Origin of the sequence: Rhodococcus sp. NPDC057297 (assembly GCF_042667435.1) — a bacterium.
GTDB lineage: Bacteria > Actinomycetota > Actinomycetes > Mycobacteriales > Mycobacteriaceae > Rhodococcoides.
In genome coordinates this window covers 28,282-49,489 of the sequence record NZ_JBHUZE010000007.1, presented here as the reverse complement: position 1 = coordinate 49,489, position 21,208 = coordinate 28,282, and the positions used below count along the sequence as shown (strand labels likewise).

General features: G+C 64.0%; 18 protein-coding genes. 9 read left to right on the top strand and 9 right to left on the bottom strand.

Annotated features, from left to right (window positions below; all coding sequences use genetic code 11):
- Positions 1-37: 37 nt before the first annotated feature.
- The 3 genes from trxA to ACFULT_RS19510 all read right to left on the bottom strand — a co-directional run bounded on the left by trxA (position 38) and on the right by ACFULT_RS19510 (position 2,207).
- Entirely contained in the window at positions 38-415 is a 378-nt protein-coding gene (gene trxA, locus ACFULT_RS19520) for a thioredoxin (protein ID WP_019665833.1), read from the bottom strand.
- Between the two features lie 69 nt (positions 416-484).
- Complete coding sequence (locus ACFULT_RS19515; protein ID WP_378482188.1) at positions 485-1,483, bottom strand: helix-turn-helix domain-containing protein; 999 nt, start codon at positions 1,481-1,483, stop codon at positions 485-487.
- 187 nt (positions 1,484-1,670) lie between these two features.
- Positions 1,671-2,207, bottom strand: a complete 537-nt coding sequence (locus ACFULT_RS19510) for a 2'-5' RNA ligase family protein (RefSeq protein ID WP_037107733.1) — start codon at positions 2,205-2,207, stop codon at positions 1,671-1,673.
- Between the two features lie 20 nt (positions 2,208-2,227).
- On the opposite strand from ACFULT_RS19510, the gene ACFULT_RS19505 reads away from it, so the two are divergent.
- The 4 genes from ACFULT_RS19505 (at position 2,228) to ACFULT_RS19490 (ending at position 6,209) form a co-directional block, all read left to right on the top strand.
- A complete protein-coding gene (locus ACFULT_RS19505) occupies positions 2,228-3,316 on the top strand; it encodes an isocitrate/isopropylmalate dehydrogenase family protein (protein WP_378482187.1) in 1,089 nt (362 codons plus the stop codon).
- 230 nt (positions 3,317-3,546) lie between these two features.
- Positions 3,547-4,428, top strand: coding sequence for an ABC transporter substrate-binding protein (locus tag ACFULT_RS19500; protein ID WP_037107835.1), 882 nt, complete (start codon positions 3,547-3,549; stop codon positions 4,426-4,428).
- Between the two features lie 39 nt (positions 4,429-4,467).
- Positions 4,468-5,451, top strand: a complete 984-nt coding sequence (locus ACFULT_RS19495) for an amino acid ABC transporter permease (RefSeq protein ID WP_037107738.1) — start codon at positions 4,468-4,470, stop codon at positions 5,449-5,451.
- A 5-nt stretch (positions 5,452-5,456) separates the two neighbouring features.
- Positions 5,457-6,209 (top strand): amino acid ABC transporter ATP-binding protein, encoded by a 753-nt coding sequence (locus ACFULT_RS19490; protein WP_037107741.1) that lies wholly within the window; start codon positions 5,457-5,459, stop codon positions 6,207-6,209.
- On the opposite strand, the gene ACFULT_RS19485 is transcribed toward ACFULT_RS19490, so the two are convergent.
- Positions 6,206-7,042 (bottom strand): class I SAM-dependent methyltransferase, encoded by an 837-nt coding sequence (locus tag ACFULT_RS19485; protein ID WP_378482186.1) that lies wholly within the window; start codon positions 7,040-7,042, stop codon positions 6,206-6,208. The two genes, ACFULT_RS19490 and ACFULT_RS19485, sit on opposite strands and share 4 nt — an antisense overlap.
- 269 nt (positions 7,043-7,311) lie before the next feature.
- Between ACFULT_RS19485 and rpsA the strand changes: the two genes are divergently transcribed.
- Entirely contained in the window at positions 7,312-8,787 is a 1,476-nt protein-coding gene (gene rpsA, locus ACFULT_RS19480; RefSeq protein ID WP_019665824.1) for a 30S ribosomal protein S1, read from the top strand.
- Positions 8,788-9,077: 290 nt separating this feature from the next.
- Here the strand turns inward: rpsA and ACFULT_RS19475 are convergent, their stop codons facing one another.
- A complete protein-coding gene (locus ACFULT_RS19475; RefSeq protein ID WP_019665823.1) occupies positions 9,078-9,287 on the bottom strand; it encodes a hypothetical protein in 210 nt (69 codons plus the stop codon).
- A gap of 130 nt (positions 9,288-9,417) precedes the next feature.
- On the opposite strand from ACFULT_RS19475, the gene coaE reads away from it, so the two are divergent.
- Complete coding sequence (coaE, locus tag ACFULT_RS19470; RefSeq protein WP_378482185.1) at positions 9,418-10,635, top strand: dephospho-CoA kinase; 1,218 nt, start codon at positions 9,418-9,420, stop codon at positions 10,633-10,635.
- A 106-nt stretch (positions 10,636-10,741) separates the two neighbouring features.
- On the opposite strand, the gene ACFULT_RS19465 is transcribed toward coaE, so the two are convergent.
- Positions 10,742-11,284: a DUF402 domain-containing protein gene (locus tag ACFULT_RS19465; protein ID WP_094721516.1), complete on the bottom strand. Its 543-nt coding sequence runs from the start codon at positions 11,282-11,284 to the stop codon at positions 10,742-10,744.
- A gap of 66 nt (positions 11,285-11,350) precedes the next feature.
- Here ACFULT_RS19465 and uvrB point away from each other — a divergent pair, with 66 nt between their 5' ends.
- Positions 11,351-13,513: an excinuclease ABC subunit UvrB gene (gene uvrB, locus ACFULT_RS19460; RefSeq protein ID WP_037107751.1), complete on the top strand. Its 2,163-nt coding sequence runs from the start codon at positions 11,351-11,353 to the stop codon at positions 13,511-13,513.
- A gap of 24 nt (positions 13,514-13,537) precedes the next feature.
- Positions 13,538-14,392: a hypothetical protein gene (locus ACFULT_RS19455; RefSeq protein WP_037107754.1), complete on the top strand. Its 855-nt coding sequence runs from the start codon at positions 13,538-13,540 to the stop codon at positions 14,390-14,392.
- Positions 14,393-14,404: 12 nt separating this feature from the next.
- Here the strand turns inward: ACFULT_RS19455 and ACFULT_RS19450 are convergent, their stop codons facing one another.
- Together ACFULT_RS19450 and ACFULT_RS19445 are read right to left on the bottom strand one after the other, a co-directional pair.
- Positions 14,405-15,259 (bottom strand): ABC transporter permease, encoded by an 855-nt coding sequence (locus tag ACFULT_RS19450; RefSeq protein WP_037107757.1) that lies wholly within the window; start codon positions 15,257-15,259, stop codon positions 14,405-14,407.
- The gene (locus ACFULT_RS19445) at positions 15,256-18,144 is read right to left on the bottom strand and encodes an alpha/beta fold hydrolase (RefSeq protein ID WP_037107759.1); all 2,889 of its coding nucleotides are present in this window, start codon (positions 18,142-18,144) and stop codon (positions 15,256-15,258) included. Before ACFULT_RS19445 ends, ACFULT_RS19450 begins: the two co-directional genes overlap by 4 nt.
- 183 nt (positions 18,145-18,327) lie before the next feature.
- Between ACFULT_RS19445 and ACFULT_RS19440 the strand changes: the two genes are divergently transcribed.
- Entirely contained in the window at positions 18,328-18,780 is a 453-nt protein-coding gene (locus ACFULT_RS19440) for a universal stress protein (RefSeq protein WP_019665816.1), read from the top strand.
- Positions 18,781-18,876: 96 nt separating this feature from the next.
- Here ACFULT_RS19440 and ACFULT_RS19435 read toward each other — a convergent pair whose 3' ends face one another.
- Positions 18,877-21,186, bottom strand: coding sequence for a HelD family protein (locus ACFULT_RS19435; protein WP_378482184.1), 2,310 nt, complete (start codon positions 21,184-21,186; stop codon positions 18,877-18,879).
- Positions 21,187-21,208 lie beyond the last annotated feature (22 nt).

The window sequence follows — 21,208 nt, the reverse complement described above, 5'->3', positions numbered from 1 at the left end:
AGTGCGACCGGCCCTGAATGTTGTGTTGCCGTCTCAATTATTCGCTGTCAGCGGCGGCAGGCTGCTCTGCGATCTGCTTACGTACCTCGTCCATATCGAGTGCCTTGACCTGTCCCACCAGATCCTCGAGTGCTGCTGCGGGGAGTGCGCCCGGCTGCGCGAAGACGAGGACGCCCTCACGGAACGCCATGATGGTGGGGATCGACTGGATGTTGGCGGCCGCCGCGAGTCCCTGCTCTGCCTCGGTGTCCACCTTGGCGTGCACCACGTCGGGGTGCGATTCCGAGGACTTCTCGAACGTGGGCGCGAACTGGCGGCACGGTCCACACCACGACGCCCAGAAGTCCACGAGCACCACGTCGTTGCCGCCGACGATCTCGTCGAAGTTCTGCTGAGTCAAAGTCTGTGTTGCCACGCCTGCCCTTTCGTCGATGTTTGTTTCTCTGGATGCCTCAACGCACCTCGAGCTCGAAATCATCCCGGGTCATGCAGGTTGCGGCGCCGCCCGGAACGTACGTCGGTACGAGTTCGGCGTCGTGCAGCGCAGCCGAACGAAGTGTTGCCGCAGTACAGCGGCGTTTCCGAAGCCCACGCGTTCGGCGATCACATCCATCGACAGGTCGGAGTTCTCCAGTAGCTGTTGTGCCGCCAGTACTCGCTGGTCGTTCAACCAGCGGGCGGGTGTGGTCCCGGTTTCGGCCTGGAACCGGCGCGCGAACGTGCGTGCGGACATGTTGACCCTCGCGGACAGTGTCTGGACCGACAGTTCGGTGTGCAGGTTCTCTGTCATCCAATCCAGCAGAGGTGCAAGGGTATCGACCTCGACGGAGGGAAGGGGCGTGGTCACGAACTGGGCCTGGCCGCCGTCTCGATGCGGCGGCACGACCATCCGTCGCGCGATACCGTTCGCCACGACGCTTCCCTGCTCCTTGCGGACGATGTGAAGGCACAGATCGATGCCGGCGGCAGTTCCCGCGCTGGTCAGGACGTTTCCGTCGTCGACGTAGAGCACGTTGCGGTCGACCTCGGCGAGAGGGTATTCCGCGGCCAGTCGGTCCGAGTGTCGCCAGTGCGTCGTACATCGCCGTCCGTCGAGCAATCCCGCTTTGCCGAGAAGGAAAGCGCCATTGCACAGGCTCGCGACCTTGGCGCCGCGAGCGACGGCGGCGCGCAACTTGTCGAGCAGGGGTTCCAGTGTGTCGTCGAGTTCTGCGTTGCACAGAGCGGAGCCGTCGGGGGCCAGGTGGGTACCTCCCGCCGGAATCACGATGAGATCGGCGTGGTCCAGCTGGGACAGGTCGTACGGGACGTCGATGGTGTAGCCGAACCGGGATCTGATGGGCTCCGCCACGCCTGCGATCAGCGAGAAGTCGTAGGTGGGCAGCCCCTCGTCGGACCTGTCGAAGCCGAACACCTCGCAGGCGACACCCATCTCGAATTGCTCGGTCAGTGGCAGCAATGGAACGACGACGCGTTTCAACATGTCGACGAGTATGGCAGAAAAACGTGGAACTGTGTCATATCTGCCACTGTTGTTGTGGAACGCCTGCTAGCACGCTTGCATTCATGACCATCACAGTGATCTTCCTGGCCACCATCAGCCTGGTGTACCTCGCGACGATGCTCGGTTACGCCCCCGACACCCATGCCGAGGTGACCCAGTTCGGTGACTACAAGTTCTGATGACCGGGCCGCGTCGCGAGCCACTCACGCTTGCCTTCACCGTCCCAGCGCCGCAGTGCCACCGTGTGTCCGACGAGGTCCGGTTGTACCGAGTCCAGGCGCACGAGCGCTTCGGCCAACTCGACCCGCGTCATCCGTCGTGCAAGCGTGACATGTGGTGACCATTTCCCTGGCTGGGTGTGGGATCTGTTGCCGTCGGCGTCGCCCAGAAGCGTTGCCGCACGAGAGTGCAAATCGAGCAGCTTCCTCGAAGGGACGACTGCACGCGCGAGGGTGATGTGCTTGCCCCGGAACAGCACGAATGCCCCGAGCCGAACAGGGAACTCCACAGCGAGATATTCGTCGGCGATCCGCGCGTCCAACTCCTCCATTTCGTCCGCCACCGCCAGGGTCACATGCGGCCTGTTGGACTCGCCGGTGTGCCGCGCCTGGCTGGGCAGGTCGGCGTCGAGCAGGATCTGCCACTCACGCCGGACCGCAGCATCGAGGGATTCGTCGAGAAGCAATTCGAGAGACTGAACCATAGTCAGTCATGATTGCCGATATGGCACACGACGGAGTCACTAAGGTGAGAATCGGCTCGATGCTCGGCGACGGCATCGGGCACGAGATCGTTCCGGCGACCCAGCGCGTCGTCGACGCCGCCGTGGGGGCGGAGCACGCCCTGGCAGTGGAGTGGGTCGAGCTGCCGCTGGGGCACTCGGCGATCGAGTCGCACGGAACGCCGGTTCCAGAATCCACGCTCGCGGGTCTCGATGCGCTCGATGCCTGGATACTCGGCCCGCACGACAGCGCGTCGTATCCGGAGCCTTTCAGATCCCAGTTGACGCCGGGCGGGATGATTCGCAAGCGATTCGATCTGTACGCGAACATCCGCCCTGCCAAGGCTCATCCGGGTGTCCGGGCAGTGTCGAACGGGATGGACCTCGTCGTGGTCCGCGAGAACACGGAAGGGTTCTACGCAGACCGCAACATGTTCGTCGGAAGCGGCGAATTCATGCCGACGCCGGACGTCGCTCTCGCAGTCGGCGTGTTCACCCGGGCCGCGTGCGAACGGATCGGCCGAGAAGCATTCGTGCTGGCACGAATGCGGTCGCGGCACGTCACCATCGTCCACAAGACCAATGTCCTGTCGTTGACCACGGGGTTGTTCCGCGACGTCTGTCGCGGCGTGGCCGAGGACTTCCCCGATGTGAGGGTCGACGAGCACCACATCGACGCACTGACTGCGCACCTCGTTCGGCGGGGTGAGGATTTCGACGTCATCGTCGCGGAGAACATGTTCGGCGACATTCTGTCCGACCTCGCGGGTGAACTGTCCGGATCGCTGGGAATGGCACCGTCGGTGAACACGTCCGAGAACAAGGTGATGGCACAGGCAGCACACGGATCCGCACCGGACATCGCCGGAACGAACAGGGCCAACCCGACGGCGTTGTTCCTTTCTGCCGCAATGCTTCTCGAATGCCTGGCGACCCGACACGGTGATGCTCGGCTGACGCACGCTGCCGGGCGGATCCGGCACGCAGTCGACGGTGCCCTCGAATCCGGAGTGGCCACAGCCGACCTCGGCGGGACCGCGTCGACCGGTGAGTTCACCGAGACCGTTCTCGCGAGAGCGCTGCGGATCTGACTGTGCCCCGCTTGCCGAGGCCGCCGAAGGGGCGAAAATGCCCTGAGGTTCGACGCGCCCGCGTTACTGTTCGATTACCCGGACAGCACGGGCGACGAACGTCGCCTAGGGTTCGTAGGTCCGGCCCCACCGCTCGACGTGGTGCGGCCGCGTAGGACTGTCGCGTTGGATCGTGTTTGGATTTCGGAGGATTTCTCGTGTTTGATCGCTCGTACTCGAAGACCGCTCGGATGCTGTTGGCAGTGGGCGGTGCCGGGGCGCTGTTGCTCGCAGGCTGCGCCCAGAACACCGAGGAAGGTGCTTCGCCCGCAACCGATGAGACGACAGCTGTCGAGGTGACCAAGGTCGACGAGATCGCGGCGACCCTGCCGGAGAAGAACGTGTCGTCCGGAACACTCGTCGTCGGCGTCAACGTGCCTTACTCGCCCAACGAGTTCAAGGATTCCTCGGGCAAGATCGTCGGTTTCGACGTGGATCTGATGAATGCCGTGGCAGGCGTGCTGGGTGTGACGGCACAGTACGAGGAAGCCGATTTCGATCGGATCATCCCGTCGATCCAGGGCGGTACGTACGACGTCGGGATGTCGTCGTTCACCGACACCAAGGAGCGCGAGCAGACCGTCGACTTCGCAACGTACTTCAACGCGGGTACCCAGTGGGCGCAGCAGGCGGGCGGAAGCGTCGACCCGACGGATGCGTGCGGGCTGAAGGTCGCCGTGCAGACCACCACGATCCAGGATCAGGAGGAAGTGCCCGCGAAGAGCGAAGCATGTGTCGCCGCAGGCAAGCCCGCCATCCAGATCGAGAAGTACGACAGCCAGGACGACGCCGTCAACGCGCTGGTTCTCGGACGTGTCGACGCGATGTCCGCCGATTCACCGGTGACCGCGTACGCCATCAAGCAGACCGGCGACAAGTTGGAGGCGGCCGGTGACGTGTTCGACTCCGCTCCGTACGGTTACCCCGTCGCCAAGGGATCGCCGTTGGCGGCAACCCTGCAGCAGGCAGTGCAGCACCTGATCGACAACGGTCAATACCAGACCATTGCAGAGAACTGGGGCGTCGAGGCGGGCGTCATCGAGGAGTCGCAGATCAACGGTGCGGTCAACTGATCCGCGGCCCGCTGCGCTCACTCGTCGAAAGGACTTAGTGTGACCTCCTCGGCTTCGCCCGGATCCGGCCGTTCCGGATCCTCGGACGGTGCAAGCCCGGAACCGGCGCCGATCAAGGCGATACCGCTCCGCCACCCCGGACGCTGGATCGCCGCGGTCATCGTCATCGTGTTGTTCGGGCTCTTCGTGTACGGGGCTGCAACCAATGCCGCCTACGGGTGGGGCACGTACGGGCGTTACCTGTTCGACAGCCGGATCGGCAACGGTGTGTGGATCACCGTGCAGCTGTTGGTCTACTCGATGGTCATCGCGATCGTGTTGGGCGTCGTCGTCGCGGTCATGCGATTGTCTCCCAACCCGGTGCTGCGCAGTGCCGCGTGGATCTACCTCTGGATCTTTCGCGGGACCCCGATCTACGTCCAGCTCACGTTCTGGGGACTGGTTCCGGTCATCTACCGCGAGGTGGCGCTCGGAATCCCGTTCACCGTTCAGTTGGCAACGTTCAATCTGCAGTCGTTGTACTCGGCGTTCTGGTTCGCGGTGATCGGGCTGGCCCTCAACGAGGCCGCCTACATGGCCGAGATCGTCCGCGCCGGCATCAACTCGGTCGGTGAAGGTCAGGTGGAGGCGTCGACGGCGCTCGGCATGTCCTGGTCGCAGACCATGCGTCGGACGGTGTTGCCTCAGGCGATGAGGGTGATCATTCCTCCCACCGGCAACGAAGTGATCAGCATGCTGAAGACCACCTCGCTGGTCATCGCAATACCGTTCACGGGTGAGCTGTACGGGCGCGCCCGTGACATCTCGGGAGTGAACTTCGAGCCCGTGCCGCTACTGCTGGTGGCGTCCACGTGGTATCTGGTGATGACGAGCATCCTGATGGTCGGGCAGTTCTACCTCGAACGCTATTACTCGAAAGGTGTGTCTCGTAAGTTGACCGGTCGCCAGTTGCAGGCCCTCGCCGACGCGCAGGGCGGCAAGCCGTTGCCAGTGCAGCGCTCCAGCGAAGGCGGCCCGTCGTGAGTCCGATGGTGAAAGCGCAGCAGGTGTGCAAGAACTTCGGCGCACTGCAGGTTCTCAAGGGGATCACCCTCGAAGTCGACAAGGGCCAGGTCCTGTGCATGGTCGGACCGTCGGGATCGGGCAAGTCGACGTTCCTGCGGTGCATCAATCACCTCGAGCAGGTCAATGCCGGCCGGTTGTACGTCGACGACGAGCTCGTCGGGTACGAGGAAAAGAACGGCAAGCTCTACGAACTACACCCAAAGAAGGCTGCCAAGCAGCGCCGCGACATCGGAATGGTCTTCCAGCACTTCAACCTGTTCCCGCATCGAACTGCCTTGGACAACATCGTCGAGGCGCCGACCCAGGTCAAGGGCGTCAAGAAAAAGGATGCGACTGTCCGCGCGAAGGAGCTGCTGGACCGGGTGGGTCTCGCGGACAAGGCCGACGCCTACCCGGCCCAGCTGTCCGGTGGTCAACAACAGCGGGTGGCAATAGCGCGAGCGCTGGCGATGGATCCCAAGCTCATGTTGTTCGACGAGCCGACGTCCGCACTCGATCCCGAGCTGGTCGGCGAAGTCCTGGGAGTCATGAAGGAACTCGCGCGGGACGGAATGACCATGGTGGTGGTGACACACGAGATGGGCTTCGCTCGTGAAGTTGCGGACCAATTGGTGTTCATGGACGGTGGCGTCGTCGTCGAATCGGGCGAACCGAGATCCGTTCTGTCGAACCCGCAGCACGAGCGGACGCAAGCGTTCCTCTCGAAGCTGCTCTAGCTCGGTTTCCGAGCGCTGAAGATCGCTGTTCCGGGGAAGAGCTGACCGCGGAGTGGGCTCCACTGACCCCACTCGCGGTCCAGCCATTCCGGCCAGTCCGGTTCGACGATATCGACGACCTCGAGTCCGGCGCCGACGATCTCGCGGACCCGGTCGCCGATCGTGCGGTGGTGCTCGACGTACGTCGGCACGCCGTCGGTATCGAACTCGACGTACGGAGTTCGGTCGAAGTAGGGGATCGTCGCAGTCAGGCCGATGGGTCCCGGATCGTCGGGGAAGATCCACCTCATCGGGTGGTTCACCGCGAACACCCAGATTCCGCCGGGACGAAGTACACGCGCGACTTCCTTCATCACCCCGGCAGAGTTCGCCACGAACGGCACGGCACCGAAGGCCGAGCACGCGATGTCGAAACTCGAATCGAGGAACGGAAGCGCCTCGGCGCTCGCCTGCACCAGCGGAACGTGATCGTCCGCAGCGGTCATGGCGTCGATGCCGGTGCGCAGCATCCCCGCCGAAATATCCAGGCCGACGGCGCGGGCCCCCTGAGCGCCGAGCCACCGAGAGCACGGCGCGGACCCGCAGCCCACTTCGAGGACATCTCGTCCGGACACGTCGCCGAGCAAGTGCACGTCGCCCTCGTGAAGACCTTCGGGGCACCAGACGAACTCACCACGTTCGGAGCCGACACCCAGAAAGTCCCCGTGAGTGCGGTGGTACTCGTCGGCGTCGGAATCCCACCACGAGCGACTCGCTCGGTCGCTTGCCTCGGAGTCGATACGCGCACGGCCCGGGACGACGGGAGACTGCGGGGTGTCGGTCACCGGGAACACGTTAGCTGGGGCGCTCGATCGCGGTGCTGTCGCGTTTGCCCACCTGTGACCTGGTCGAGTACCCTTACGGACGCGAGTGCGTTCACGCTGCCCTTGATCCGACGAGGTTCGAGGGTCGGCGGGAACATTTTCGTTCTAGATCTGTTCTTGCATCACGAGCACGAGGTGTCTTTCGACGCCTACGGTTCTCGTTCTGTTCAGAACTACGTTCTACAGTCCGACCGAACATCCATCAACCGATACCCAACCCGTCCGGAGCAACTCAACACATGCCCTCAACCACAACCTCACCGCAGGTAGCCGTCAACGACATCGGCTCCGCAGAGGATTTTCTCGCCGCTATCGACGCCACGATCAAGTACTTCAACGATGGTGACATCGTCGAAGGCACCATCGTCAAAGTCGACCGCGACGAGGTTCTGCTCGACATCGGTTACAAGACCGAAGGCGTCATCCCTTCCCGCGAGCTCTCCATCAAGCACGACGTCGACCCCAACGAGGTCGTCTCCGTGGGCGATGAGGTCGAAGCTCTCGTCCTCACCAAGGAGGACAAGGAAGGCCGCCTGATCCTGTCCAAGAAGCGTGCGCAGTACGAGCGCGCCTGGGGCACGATCGAAGAGCTCAAGGAGAAGGACGAGGCCGTCAAGGGCACCGTCATCGAGGTCGTCAAGGGTGGACTCATCCTCGACATCGGTCTCCGTGGCTTCCTTCCCGCCTCGCTCGTCGAGATGCGTCGCGTCCGCGACCTCCAGCCGTACGTCGGCAAGGAGATCGAGGCCAAGATCATCGAGCTCGACAAGAACCGCAACAACGTGGTCCTGTCGCGCCGCGCATGGCTCGAGCAGACCCAGTCCGAGGTTCGCAGCGAGTTCCTGCACCAGCTCCAGAAGGGCCAGGTCCGCAAGGGCGTCGTGTCCTCCATCGTCAACTTCGGTGCCTTCGTGGACCTGGGTGGCGTCGACGGACTCGTGCACGTCTCCGAGCTGTCCTGGAAGCACATCGATCACCCCTCCGAGGTTGTCGAGGTCGGCACCGAGGTCACCGTCGAGGTTCTCGACGTCGACCTGGACCGCGAGCGCGTGTCGTTGTCGCTCAAGGCAACGCAGGAAGATCCGTGGCGCCAGTTCGCACGCACCCACGCGATCGGCCAGATCGTGCCCGGCAAGGTCACCAAGCTCGTTCCGTTCGGCGCGTTCGTTCGCGTCGAAGAGGGCATCGAAGGCCTCGTGCACATCTCCGAGCTGGCCGAGCGCCACGTGGAGGTTCCGGACCAGGTCGTCGGCGTCGGCGACGATGCACTCGTCAAGGTCATCGACATCGACCTCGAGCGTCGTCGTATCTCGCTGAGCCTCAAGCAGGCCAACGAGGACTACGCAGAAGAGTTCGACCCGTCCAAGTACGGCATGGCCGACTCGTACGACGAGCAGGGCAACTACATCTTCCCCGAGGGCTTCGACTCCGAGACCAACGAATGGCTCGAAGGCTACGAGAAGCAGCGTGAAGAGTGGGAAGGCCGCTACGCCGAGGCGGAGCGTCGCCACAAGATGCACACCGCTCAGATGGAGAAGACGGCGAAGGACGAAGCTGCCGAAGCCGCCAACACCAACTACTCGTCCGAGTCGGGTCAGGTTGCCGACGCCGAAGGTGATGCTCCCGCAGCATCCGCTCCGGCATCGACCGGCGGATCACTCGCCAGCGACGCACAGCTCGCTGCACTGCGTGAGAAGCTGTCGGGCAACGCCTGATAGACACTGTCCACCCCTAGGGGTGTGACCGTAGCCCCGGCCCTCCCCGCGAGGGCCGGGGCTTTGTCGTTCGTGTACCTCCCTCGGGACCGAATGTGCCGTTCAGTCACTCGAAGTGACCGAATGTGCCGTTCAGTCACTCGAAGTGACCGAATGGGCCGTTCAGTCACCCGAAGTGACCGAACGTGCCGTTCGGTCACCGAAGGGGCGTGCGGCAGTGCACCCGGAAGACAAGAATGGACCCGATTCCGCGTGGGAATACGGGTCCATCGTCGTTTCGACGGGGTGGCTCAGCCTGCGACGGCGGGACTCCACTGAGCGACGGCACCTGTCCGCTTACGCATGGACGCGAAGCTGTGACGAGCCGGGCTGAGCAGGTTGGTGAACCAATTGCGCCGATGGTCGGCCAACGCCAGGGCAACCTCGGGGATCAGAATGACGTGAACTCCCGATTCCATGCCGAGACGGTGCCGACCCGGTTGGATCTGATTGCTTCGCATCGAAAGTCCTTTTCGCTAGCAGTGGGTCGGCAAATACTTATCTCGCACGACGAAGATAACGGACGTGGAGCCGAACCTGGTGCATTTGAGGCTGGTGTGCTTCGGCGTGTTTCGGTGAGAGACTGGGGGCATGTTGAGACTCGGCCTCACCGGAGGCATCGGAGCAGGGAAGTCGACCGTGTCGAAGAGGCTGGCGGAGTTGGGCGGGGTGCTCGTCGACGCGGACGTGATCGCTCGGGAAGTCGTCGAGCCCGGGACGGTCGGTCTGCAGAAGTTGGTGGAGGCGTTCGGCGACGACATTCTCACGGCTGACGGCTCGCTCGATCGGCCGGCGTTGGCGGCCAAGGCATTCGGTGACGACGCCTCTCGCGCGACGTTGAACTCGATTGTCCATCCGCTCGTCGGGAAGCGTACCGCCGAACTCATCGAGGGCGCCGCGGACGATGCCGTCGTGATTCAGGACATCCCACTTCTGGTGGAAGGCAAGATGGGTGCGCTGTTCCAACTCGTCGCCGTCGTCTTCGCCGATGCGGAGGAGCGGGTGGAACGACTTGTCGGCCAGCGGAACATGCCGGAGACGGATGCGCGGGCCAGGATTGCTGCGCAGGCAACGGACGAACAACGCCGTGCGGCGGCGGACATCTGGATCGACAACAGTGGCGCGCCGGATGATCTCGACGACATGGTGCGTGACCTGTGGACCGAGCGCCTGGTGCCGTTCGAGAGGAACATCAGAGACGGCGTGATCGTCAGAACGCATCCTGAACTCGTTCCGGCAGACCCTCGGTGGGCCGCTCAGGCCGAGCGTATCAAGGCTCGCATCGCGGTCGCGGCTGGAAGTTCAGCTGTGAGAATCGATCACATCGGATCGACTGCGGTGCCCGGTTTCGACGCCAAGGACGTCATCGACATCCAGGTCACCGTCGCGAGTCTCGACGACGCCGACGCACTCGCGGAACCGTTGCGTCGGATAGGTTTTCCCCGCAACGCCAACATCACCGCGGACAACCCCAAGCCTGCCTACGGAATCGGCGGTGAGGCAGATCCTGCGTTGTGGACCAAGCGTTTCCACGGTTCGGCGGACCCGGGCCGGACGGCCAATATCCACATTCGCGTCGACGGGTGGCCGGGGCAGCAGTTCGCGCTCGTGTTCCGTGACTGGCTGATCGCCGACGCCGACGCGACCGCCGAGTACCTGGAAATCAAGCGCGCCGCAGATCTCGCTGCCAAGGGTCGGTCCGATTACCAGTCCGCGATCGAGACCTACGTCGGTGTGAAGGAGCCATGGTTCGATCGCGCGTACGTGCGCGCCTGGGAATGGGCGGAGCGCACGGGCTGGAAGGCCTGAGCGCGAGCTCGTTCCCCGTCGTCGCTCGAATGAACACCGAAGCTGACCATTCGTATGGATGGATCGTTCGAGCGGAAGGGGACCGCACCTCGGACACCGCGTGCCCCTAAGCAGTGCGAGGCCGCCAGGTGGTGGGCATGCCGAGGGATTCGAGCCAGGCGTCGAGGTCGTAGCCGTGGGAGGCGAGGCCGGCGACGGCGAGGACGGAGCGGTTGACTGCGAGGTCGGCGGTTGCGGTGTCGAGGTGGCCCTCGACTCTGGCTTCGAGGAGTTCGTCGGCGTCGAGGTAGTCGAATCCTCGTCCGGTGCGGACGCTGAGGTCGAGGTAGTGGTCGACGGAGGTCCAGGCATCGACACCGGGGGTGAACTCGCCGATGTCGATGTAGTAGTCCTGGTCGCGTTCGCTTCCTGGTGTGTAGTGGAAGATCGATGCGCGCAGGCCGAGGCTGGGCAGGAGCCATGACTGCAGGTAGTCGAATTGCGGGTGATCGGACGGCCGCGCCATGTAGAGACCCCATGGTTCGACGCGGTACTCGTCGACTGGGCGCACGAATCCCTTCGGGTCGGTGTTGGTGAGACCGACAACGTCGAAGTATTCGACCTTCGGTGGGTGGACGTGTACGTGTGGTGCCGCGGCGGGTGCGTCCATGGGTCAACAAATTACCTGGACGTGGCTCGAAAGGAACCTGTCGGTGGTCGCGTCTACCCTGGATTCATGGCGTTTGCATCCGAACATCCCGTGGTGGCTCATTCCGAACACCGTCCGGTCGGAGAGATCGAGCGGACGGGTCCGGCGTTCCAAGTTGTCAGCGAGCACAAGCCTGCCGGTGACCAGCCGACGGCCATTGCCGAGCTGGAACGCAGGATCAAGGCCGACGAGAAGGATGTGGTCCTTCTCGGTGCTACCGGAACGGGTAAGTCGGCGACCACGGCGTGGTTGATCGAGAAGCTGCAGCGGCCGACGCTGGTGATGGCGCCCAACAAGACGTTGGCGGCGCAGCTGGCCAACGAGCTTCGCGACATGCTGCCGAACAATGCGGTCGAGTACTTCGTGTCCTACTACGACTACTACCAACCCGAGGCGTACATCGCCCAGACGGACACCTACATCGAGAAGGATTCGTCGATCAACGACGATGTCGAGCGGCTGCGGCATTCCGCGACGGCAAACCTGTTGTCCAGGCGGGACGTCGTCGTGGTCGCGTCCGTGTCGTGCATCTACGGCCTCGGTACCCCGCAGTCGTACGTCGATCGGTCCATCGAATTGCAGGTTGGCGTCGAGGTGCCCCGAGACGCACTGCTGAGACTCCTCGTGGATGTCCAGTACACACGCAACGACATGTCGTTCACGCGAGGATCGTTCCGCGTGCGTGGCGACACCGTCGAGATCATCCCGTCCTACGAGGAACTGGCGGTTCGTATCGAGTTCTTCGGTGACGAGATCGAGGCGCTGTATTACTTGCATCCGTTGACCGGTGACACCGTCCGGCAAGTCGATTCCGTCCGTATTTTCCCGGCGACGCACTACGTCGCCGGTCCGGAGCGGATGGAGAAGGCGGTCGCGAACATCGAACTGGAGTTGGAGGAGCGCCTCGCAGAGCTGGAGAACAAGGGCAAGCTGCTGGAAGCTCAGCGTCTTCGCATGCGCACGCAGTACGACCTCGAGATGATCAAGCAGGTCGGGTTCTGTTCGGGCATCGAAAACTACTCGCGGCACATCGACGGCCGCGGACCGGGTACCGCACCGGCGACGTTGATCGACTACTTCCCGGAGGATTTCCTTCTCGTCATCGACGAGTCCCATGTGACGGTGCCGCAGATCGGCGCTATGTACGAGGGCGACATGTCCAGGAAGCGCAACCTGGTGGAGTTCGGATTCCGGCTCCCGTCGGCAACGGACAATCGACCGCTGACGTGGGAGGAGTTCACGCAGCGCATCGGTCAGACGGTGTACTTGTCCGCAACGCCCGGCAAGTACGAGTTGGGCCAGACCGGCGGAGAATTCGTCGAGCAGGTCATCAGGCCCACCGGCCTCGTCGATCCCAAGGTCGTGGTCAAGCCCACCAAAGGACAGATCGACGACCTGGTTCACGAGATCCGCGAGCGCGCGGAGAAGGACGAGCGCATCCTCGTCACCACGTTGACCAAGAAGATGGCCGAGGACCTGACGGATTATCTGCTCGAGCTCGGTATCCGCGTTCGGTACCTCCACTCGGACATCGACACTCTCAGGCGCGTCGAACTCCTGCGTCAGCTTCGCCTCGGTGAGTACGACGTTCTGATCGGCATCAACTTGCTCCGTGAGGGCCTGGACCTCCCCGAGGTGTCCCTGGTTGCGATTCTCGACGCGGACAAGGAGGGGTTCCTCCGTAGCGGCACCAGCTTGGTCCAGACCATCGGACGTGCAGCACGTAACGTCTCGGGTGAGGTCCACATGTACGCGGACAAGATGACGGACTCGATGACGTATGCCATCGAAGAGACCGAGCGGCGACGTGAGAAGCAGATCGCGTACAACCTCGAGAAGGGCGTCGATCCTCAGCCGCTACGCAAGAAGATTGCCGACATCCTGGATCAGGTGTACGAGGAAGCCGAGGACACCGAGGAGTCGGTCGAAATCGGCGGCTCCGGGCGCAACGCGAGCCGTGGGCGCCGCGCGCAAGGGGAGAAGGGTCGCGCTGTCAGTTCGGGTGTGTACGAAGGGCAGGACGTCAAGTCGATGCCGCGTGCGGAACTTGCAGCCTTGGTTCAGAACCTCACCGATCAGATGATGAACGCCGCCCGTGAGTTGCAGTTCGAACTTGCAGGCCGTCTGCGCGACGAGATCCAGGATCTGAAGAAGGAGCTGCGCGGAATGGATGCGGCTGGGTTGAAGTAGCCGCCTTTCGCTACGGTTCAACCCATGGATGCTTCCACTGCCGGCAGGAGTGCGCGTGCACTCGAACTTCTGCACTCGTTGAGCTACTTCGTTCCGGAGACCCAGGACGCACTGTCGGGGGCAGGTCTGGAGGGGCGGGCGCCGTACTTCGCCGGTCGTGCCGCTCCGCTGGGGGCTGTCGGTGCGGGCGTAGTGGCCGCGACGTTCTACAACTTCAATCGTGAGTTGATCGAGCCCCTCGTACCCGCGGCATGGAAGGCGGTGTCACCGGAACGGGTCGTCGAGATCCGGTACCGCGCGGTCGGCGACGCGTATACCCGGCTGCTGGGGCAGGACGTCGTGGAATCCCCTGCCATGTCCGAAGCCGCCGAACTGGCATCGATTGCGGCAAGCCAGATTCCCGGCGACGACGGACGTCCTCTGTATGCCGCGTACGCCGAGCTCGACTGGCCCGAGGTGCCACACCTCCGGTTCTGGCACGCGTTGACGCTGCTCCGCGAGCATCGAGGCGACGGGCACATCGCGGCGTTGCAGACAGCGGAGTTGAGCGGCATTCAGGCGCTCATCACGCACACCGCAACGGGCAAGGGGTTCGAGAAGGAATTTGCGCAGAAGCGTCGGGGATGGTCGACCGAACAGTGGAACGATGGCCTGGACACGCTTCGCGACCGTGAGATCGTCGACGCGGACGGTGCCCTCACCGAGCACGGCAACGATCTACGCGGGTTGGTGGAGGACATCACCAACGACTTGGCCCTCGCGCCGTGGGCTGCCTTGGGTGAGGAGGGCGCGGCACGCCTGGTGGAACTCGCGACACCGTGGCGGGACACGGTCATCGATCAGGGCGTGTTCCCGAACGGTGTGTTCAACAAGAAGTAGGCCGAGCGTCCGTCAGCTGGTGATGTCCTTCGTCGAGAATCGTTGCCAGGCTGCAATTCCGAAGACTGCGGCGTAGGCGAGGGCGGAGAAGGATCCGACGACCATGTCGTTCCATTCGATCGTGGGCGACAACGCGTCGATCCACGTGTTCGCGTAATGACCCGGCAGGTAGTTGCGTAGCGAGCCGAGGGCGGTGATCTGATCGAGTATCTGCATCAGGATGGAGGTCATCACCGCGCCGCCGACGGCGCCCAGCGGTGCATCGGTCAGCACCGAGAGCAACATCGCCAGGCCAGCGACCCACAACAGGTTGATGCAGATGTAGAGCACTGCGATCAACAAGCGACCGAGCGCCTCGGCGTAGGACAGGCCATCTCCGAACGGTGTCACCAGCGGCTCGGCGCCGTACAGCACAGTTCCGAGCCCCAGAGACACCACAACCAACGTGGCGATCGCTGCGATGGACAGTGTCGCGGACACCAGTGCTTTCTGCATCAACAGACGGGTACGCGGTACCGGGATCGCCAACAGATAGCGGAGCGAGGACCAGGACGCTTCGCTGGCCACCGAGTCGCCGAAGAACAAGGCGACGACCACGATGAGCAGAAATCCGACGGACATGAACAGAGCGAACACGGTGAAGTTGACGCCTCCGCGAGTACCGAGTTCGATGAGCCCGCCTGCATCGGAGTCCGCCGAGTCGCTGCCCACCGCGAATGCAATCGCCAGGATGACCGGGAGCAGGGCAAGGAATCCGATCGAGAGTTGCGTTCGACGACGCCCGAACTGGCGTCGCAGTTCGGTCCGAAAAGGCAGCGTCTTTCCCGACGAGTAACCGTCGACTCGCCCGTCCAGGTGCGCGCTCATGTGGTCTCCTTCGTCGACGCCGCAGGCAGGGCGTCGTTGTGGACGAGGTCGAGGAACACGTCTTCGAGGCGAGTCGACTGCGAGAGGCCGCGAAGCTGCAGACCGTCGTCGAACAGCGCTCGGGTGACCCGCGCAGGGTCGAGTGCTCCGAGGTCGACTCGTAGTGTCGTGTCGTCGACGATCGTCGGTGCCAGGTCGAGCCCTTCGAGGACGCGCGCGCCCCGCTCTGCGTCGTCGACGCGCACTTCGGTCTGGCCTCCGGCCTCGGTCAGTTCCCGAACGGTGCCGGAGCTGATGACCGAGCCTCGGTTCATGACCACGACGTGCGTGCACGTCTGCTCGACCTCGGCCAACAGGTGGCTCGAGACCAACACGGTACGTCCCGTCTTCGCGTAGTTGATCAGGACGTCGCGCATCGTGCGGATCTGCGGTGGGTCGAGACCGTTGGTGGGTTCGTCGAGGACCATCAAGTCCGGAAGTCCCAGCATTGCCTGTGCGATGGCGAGGCGTTGCCGCATGCCTTGGCTGTAGGACTTCACCTTCCGTTCGATGGCGGCGCCGAGATCGGCGATCTCCAGCGCCTCCTCCAGGTGGGCGTCTTCGGGGGGTCTTCCAGTCGCCTGCCAATAGAGGCTCAGATTTTCCCTACCGCTGAGGTGTGGCAGGAAACCGGATCCTTCGACGAAGGATCCGAGGCGGGACAACACAGGCGACCCCGGCGACACCTTGTGACCGAACACGCGGATTTCACCCGCGGTCGGAGTGATGAGGCCCATCAGCATGCGAAGCGTCGTGGTCTTGCCCGCACCGTTCGGTCCGAGCAGACCCAGCACCTGACCCTTCTTCACCTCGAAGCTCACACCGTTCACGGCCTTGAACCCGTTGGCGTAGGTCTTTTCGAGGCCGTCGATGACGAGAGGTGTCTCGAGGAGTGATTCGTCGACCTCCGCGACGATTCTGCGACGTCCCCGCACGATGTTGACACCGATCAACGCAGCCACGGCGAGTGCGATCGCACCGATCCCGACGAGGGGAGCGGTCGGGACGGAACTGGTGCCCGTCGACGCACCTTCCACAGACGGCACCGACAGAGTCGGATCGTCGAGGGATACGACGAATTGCGCGGGCTCCAGCGGAACCGCGTAGGCCTGATCGGTCGTCGACACCGATATCTCGACGTGGTGGCCCTGTGGAACTGCGTAACTGATGCCCGGCAGCGTCACGGTGACGGGGATCGACCCCTCCGTGGCGGTGCTCGGCAGTCTCACGGCTGCGACGCCGCCACCAGGAAGCGTGCGGCGGCCGTCGGGCGCAACGTCGTAGAGCTTGACGAAGACAACTGCTTCCTGGGGCTGAGCGAATGCTCCGATACGAAGATTCACGCGCGACGAGCCCGTGATGTTGAGCGGCTCGGCGAGTGGCTCGCCCTCGAAGGTAGCCGACTGGCCGGGAATGTCGGCCGACAGCGCAGCGCCCGCCGGAGTGGCGGTCAGAGCGGACAGAGCCGAACCCAGACCGGGGACGGACGAGATTGCCGACGGGGATGCACCGGGTGGCCTCACGATGGTCTGCTCGGCGGGAGGAGCGGTTCCTTCTGCTGGATTGTCTGCTGCAGCATCCGTGACAGGCGTGGATTTCGGCGACAGCTCGACATCGACGAACTGTGCCGACGACGGCTCCGGGTCACCGGCGAGACCCGGGTAGTCCGGGGCGGTCAATCGTCGGTTCCGCGCGCGTTCCTGTTCGACGGCGGATCCTTGCACTGCGTAGTTGAACGGTTGTTCGCCGCTGTCGGTGGCGTCCGTGCCGCGGAGCTTCGCATCCAGGAAGTCCTCCATCGCAGCATCGGAGCCTCCGTTGGTTCCGCCCCCGTCGTGCCCACCGCCGAACCACCGGACCTCCACATCACCGCCGGCCTCCGAAATCTGGCGGGCGGTCGTGTCGGCCTGGTCGAGTCCGAACAGTGTGTCCTGCAGACCCTGCACGAGGAGCGTCGGTGCCGTGATGTTCGACGCGACGGCGGCGGGTGAGTGGGCGCTGAGAAGAGCGAGGAGTTCGGGTGTCGGTTGTCCGGTGACTGCAGACTGTGCGTATGCGGCGCAGAACTCGGGCGCGAAACGGCCGCATCCCGTCGAGGACGCGTCGGCACCGTCGCTCGTGTCCGGCGCCGGGGTGCTTCCAGCGCCGAAGAACACTCCCGCCCATCCTCGTTTGAGGACGCCGGGTCCCCCGTAGACGGATCCGGCAGGTGAGTCGATTGCGGCCAGCGAGGCGCGTGCCTCGTCGCCGGTCACGCCGTAGTTGGGGAACAGGGCTTGGCCGAGGTCGTTCCACGTGATCGCTGCGGCGACCGCATCGACGCGCGGATCGGTTCCGGCGACACTGAGGGCAAGTGCCCCACCGTACGACCCTCCCGCGACACCGACGCGTGGATCGCCGGGGGCGTCGAGGAGTGTCTCCGGCCGCTCCGCGAGCCAGTCGATCAGTGCGCGGCCGTCTGCGACCTCACCGTTCGGGTCGTTCAGTGAGATCGTTCCTCCGCTCTCACCGAAGCCGCGTGCACTGTAGGTGAGCACGAGAAAACCGTCCGCGGCCAGCGAGCGAGCTTGACCGTCGACCGACAGTTTGTCGCCCCCGAATCCGTGAGCGAGTAGAACGGCGGGTGCGGGGGTCGTCTCGGGCACATACAGGCGGGAATCGAGGTCGATCGTCTCGGAACTGCCCGGGGCCTCCGGTACGGTGATCCTGGCGTCGAGAGTGGACGCCGCGTCTTCGGACGCAGGGGAGCGGAACGCGTAGAAGATCGAGACCGCTAGAACGAGCGCGACGAGGAGTGCGGCGAACACGGCGGTTCCTGGCGACCGAAGCGGCCGGGGGATGTGCATGTGACCAATGTATGTGAGGCACGAGAGTCGTGTTGTCGCCGAACTCCGCCTCACATCCGGCGGATGCAGATAGGGTCATCGAAATGGGCACGGGGACCGGCGGATCGGCTTGTGATCGACCACGAACGTGCCTGCAGAAGCATCGTCGAATGTGTGACAGAACACCTACAACTGGAGGAATGAATGAGTGCCTATCGCACCGTCGTCGTCGGAACCGATGGGTCCGAATCGTCATTGCGCGCAGTGGAGAAGGCTGCGTCGATCGCCGGTGACGCGGACGCGACGCTGGTGATCGCCTGCGCGTACTACCCGGCGGATCCCAAGGACACCGGTAAGGCAGCCGACGCGTTGCGTGAGGATGCGTACCAGATCACCGGTTCTGCTCCGACACACGACATCCTTCGGACCGCGCGCGAGCACGCTGTCAAAGCGGGCGCGAAGAACATCGACGAACGTGCGATCGTCGGCGCCCCCGTCGAGTCGCTGCTGCAGTTGGTCGACGACGTCAAGGCGGATCTGCTCGTCGTCGGAAACCGCGGACTCAATTCGTTGACCGGCCGGCTGCTGGGCTCCGTGCCGTCCGACGCAGCGAGGAAGTCCACCAGCGACGTCCTCATCGTTCACACCGTCAGGTAGACGAGACCACTGTGGCCCGGCGGAGTGTCCGCCGGGCCACAGTCTTCTGTCACCTACTGCGCGGGTCACCTACTGCGCGGGTCACCTACTGCGCGGTCAGTGAACCAGGGCGTCGAACGGTGCGAGCGAACGCAGTTCGTCGGGCAGTGGGCGGGTGTGCACGACGCCCAGCCGCTGCGTCGCGCGTGTGAGAGCGACGTAGAGATCACTCATTCCCATGGGGGACTCGTCGACGATGTCGGAGGGCTCGACGATGAGAACCGAGTCGAATTCCAGTCCTTTCGCCTCCTTGACCGTCGACACCGTTACGGTTTCCGACCTCAGGTGCGCGAACTCGTCGACCCTGTCGTGGGGTGCCAGCACGACGCTGATGCCTGGGCGCGGGTGCTCGGTCAGACGCTGTTCGACGGTACCCGGTAACGATGTCTCGGTGACTTCCTGTGCCCACGGGACATTGCCCGAATCTCGCACCGATCGTGGTACCGACTGGACTGGATCGATTGCCGTGAGAACGTCACGGGCAACGGTCATTATCTCCGACGGCGTTCGATAGTTGACCGTCAGCTCGGTCTTCTTCCACCGCTGCGCTACATACGGTTCCAGTACCTGAGCCCACGATGTCGTGCCGGCGGGGTCCCCGGTCTGCGCGACGTCCCCGACGAGTGTCATCCACCGATTCGGTATGCGGCGCATGATCATTCGCCACGCCATGTCGGACAGTTCCTGGGCCTCGTCGACGATGACGTGCCCGTACGTCCAGGTGCGGTCCCCGGCGGCGCGTTCGGCCGTGGTGAGACGTGCGCCGGAGTCCTGCCGGCTGGCGAGCTGGCTCGCGTCGATCAGGTCGTACGCCATCAGGATTTCGGGGTCGAGTTCGTCTTCGAGGTCCTGTGGTGCGGACCCGGTGAGGATGTCCAGTGCGCCCTGTGCGTCGGCGATTTGGTTGCGCCACTGGCGATTTGCTTGTTCGCGTTCGGCGTTGTCGTCGATGCCGAGTAGCTCGGCGAGTTCGTCCAACAAAGGTGCGTCGGCCGAGGAGAAACCGCGTCCGCGTCGGACCAGTGCGTCACGCTCCGCGGGGGTGAGGTCCGGTGCAGCCGACGCGATGCGTTCGGGAGAGGCGAACAGATCTCGAAGTACTTGCTGTGGAGTGAGATCCGGCCACAGCTCGTCGATCGCCGCCATCACGTCGGCGTCTTCCTTCATCTCGTCCCGCATGTCGGCGATATCGTCCCGGCTGAGCAGGCTGCCGCCGTCGACCAGGTTCTCGCCCAACTTCGCCGCCAATTGCTGTGCGAGCCCGTCGACGACGGACGCCACGAACAGCGGCCGCGCCAGGTTGTGGGGCCGTCGAGACGACCTGGCTCGCCCCCGAGCGCGGGTGACGATCTTGCGGTCGAGGGTGATGTCGTAAGTGTCGAAACGCAGTCGCTTCGGTTCCGACGGCACCTCTTGGCGATCGCGTACCGCCTTGGTGAGCACCGCGACCATCGACGTGGATCCCTTGACCTGTACGGCGAGGGTGGAGTCGTCGAGCGTCGCCCGCACTCCCGGGTAGAGGTTTCCGATGGTGGACAAAAGCACTCCGGTCTCACCGAGTGAAGGGAGTACCTGGCCGATGTAGTCGAGGAACGTGGCGTTCGGTCCGATGATGAGCACGCCGCTCTTGGCGAGCTGTTGACGATAGGTGTAGAGCAGGTAGGCGGCACGGTGGAGTGCCACGGCAGTCTTTCCGGTACCAGGCCCTCCCTGCACCACGAGCACACTGCGATGCTCGGAGCGAATGATGGCGTCCTGTTCGCTCTGGATCGTCTCGACGATGTCGTTCATCTGACCCGTTCGGGCAGCGTCGAGAGCCGACAGCAGAGCGCTTTCGCCCGCGACACCGGTGGAATCGGAGCTCAAGCCGACTTTCTGCGCGGCAGCGAGATCGAGGTACTCGTCGGCCAGCGACGTGACCCGACGACTCCTCGTGCGGATGTGACGCCGACGAAGCACGTTCTCCGGCGCAGCAGGCGTGGCGAGGTAGAACGGGCGGGCCATGGGCGCGCGCCAGTCGAGCAGCAGCGTTTCGTAATCGTTGGCCTCGTCGAGAATCCCGACGCGGCCGACGTAGCGGACCGGCGAGTCGTCACCGTCGGTGGACAGGTCGATCCGTCCGAAGCACAGGCCGTTCTCGGCGGCGTCGTACTTCGCGATGTCGTCGGTGTAGAGATGCGTGAACGATTCGCGTTCACTTCGCGCCTGCGGTGTGCCCCCGGTCTCGAGCAAGACGGTGCTGAGCCGGTTCTGCGCGTACTTCCGTAGGGCGTCGAGTTGGTCGTAGAGCATTGTGACGTAAGACTGCTCGCGATCCTGGTCGGTCAAGTGCTGATCGCTGGTGACCGAAAGGCCGTCGTCCGGCAAAGGTTCTCCTCGGGAGTTCGGC

Bases quoted from the DNA above. Each gene is read 5' to 3' on its own strand.
- ACFULT_RS19515 (WP_378482188.1), bottom strand. From the start codon at position 1,483: ATGTTGAAACGCGTCGTCGTTCCATTGCTGCCACTGACCGAGCAATTC.
- ACFULT_RS19510 (WP_037107733.1), bottom strand. From the start codon at position 2,207: ATGGTTCAGTCTCTCGAATTGCTTCTCGACGAATCCCTCGATGCTGCG.
- ACFULT_RS19505 (WP_378482187.1), top strand. From the start codon at position 2,228: ATGGCACACGACGGAGTCACTAAGGTGAGAATCGGCTCGATGCTCGGC.
- ACFULT_RS19500 (WP_037107835.1), top strand. From the start codon at position 3,547: ATGCTGTTGGCAGTGGGCGGTGCCGGGGCGCTGTTGCTCGCAGGCTGC.
- ACFULT_RS19490 (WP_037107741.1), top strand. From the start codon at position 5,457: ATGGTGAAAGCGCAGCAGGTGTGCAAGAACTTCGGCGCACTGCAGGTT.
- rpsA (WP_019665824.1), top strand. From the start codon at position 7,312: ATGCCCTCAACCACAACCTCACCGCAGGTAGCCGTCAACGACATCGGC.
- ACFULT_RS19475 (WP_019665823.1), bottom strand. From the start codon at position 9,287: ATGCGAAGCAATCAGATCCAACCGGGTCGGCACCGTCTCGGCATGGAA.
- coaE (WP_378482185.1), top strand. From the start codon at position 9,418: ATGTTGAGACTCGGCCTCACCGGAGGCATCGGAGCAGGGAAGTCGACC.
- ACFULT_RS19465 (WP_094721516.1), bottom strand. From the start codon at position 11,284: ATGGACGCACCCGCCGCGGCACCACACGTACACGTCCACCCACCGAAG.
- uvrB (WP_037107751.1), top strand. From the start codon at position 11,351: ATGGCGTTTGCATCCGAACATCCCGTGGTGGCTCATTCCGAACACCGT.
- ACFULT_RS19455 (WP_037107754.1), top strand. From the start codon at position 13,538: ATGGATGCTTCCACTGCCGGCAGGAGTGCGCGTGCACTCGAACTTCTG.
- ACFULT_RS19450 (WP_037107757.1), bottom strand. From the start codon at position 15,259: ATGAGCGCGCACCTGGACGGGCGAGTCGACGGTTACTCGTCGGGAAAG.
- ACFULT_RS19445 (WP_037107759.1), bottom strand. From the start codon at position 18,144: ATGCACATCCCCCGGCCGCTTCGGTCGCCAGGAACCGCCGTGTTCGCC.
- ACFULT_RS19440 (WP_019665816.1), top strand. From the start codon at position 18,328: ATGAGTGCCTATCGCACCGTCGTCGTCGGAACCGATGGGTCCGAATCG.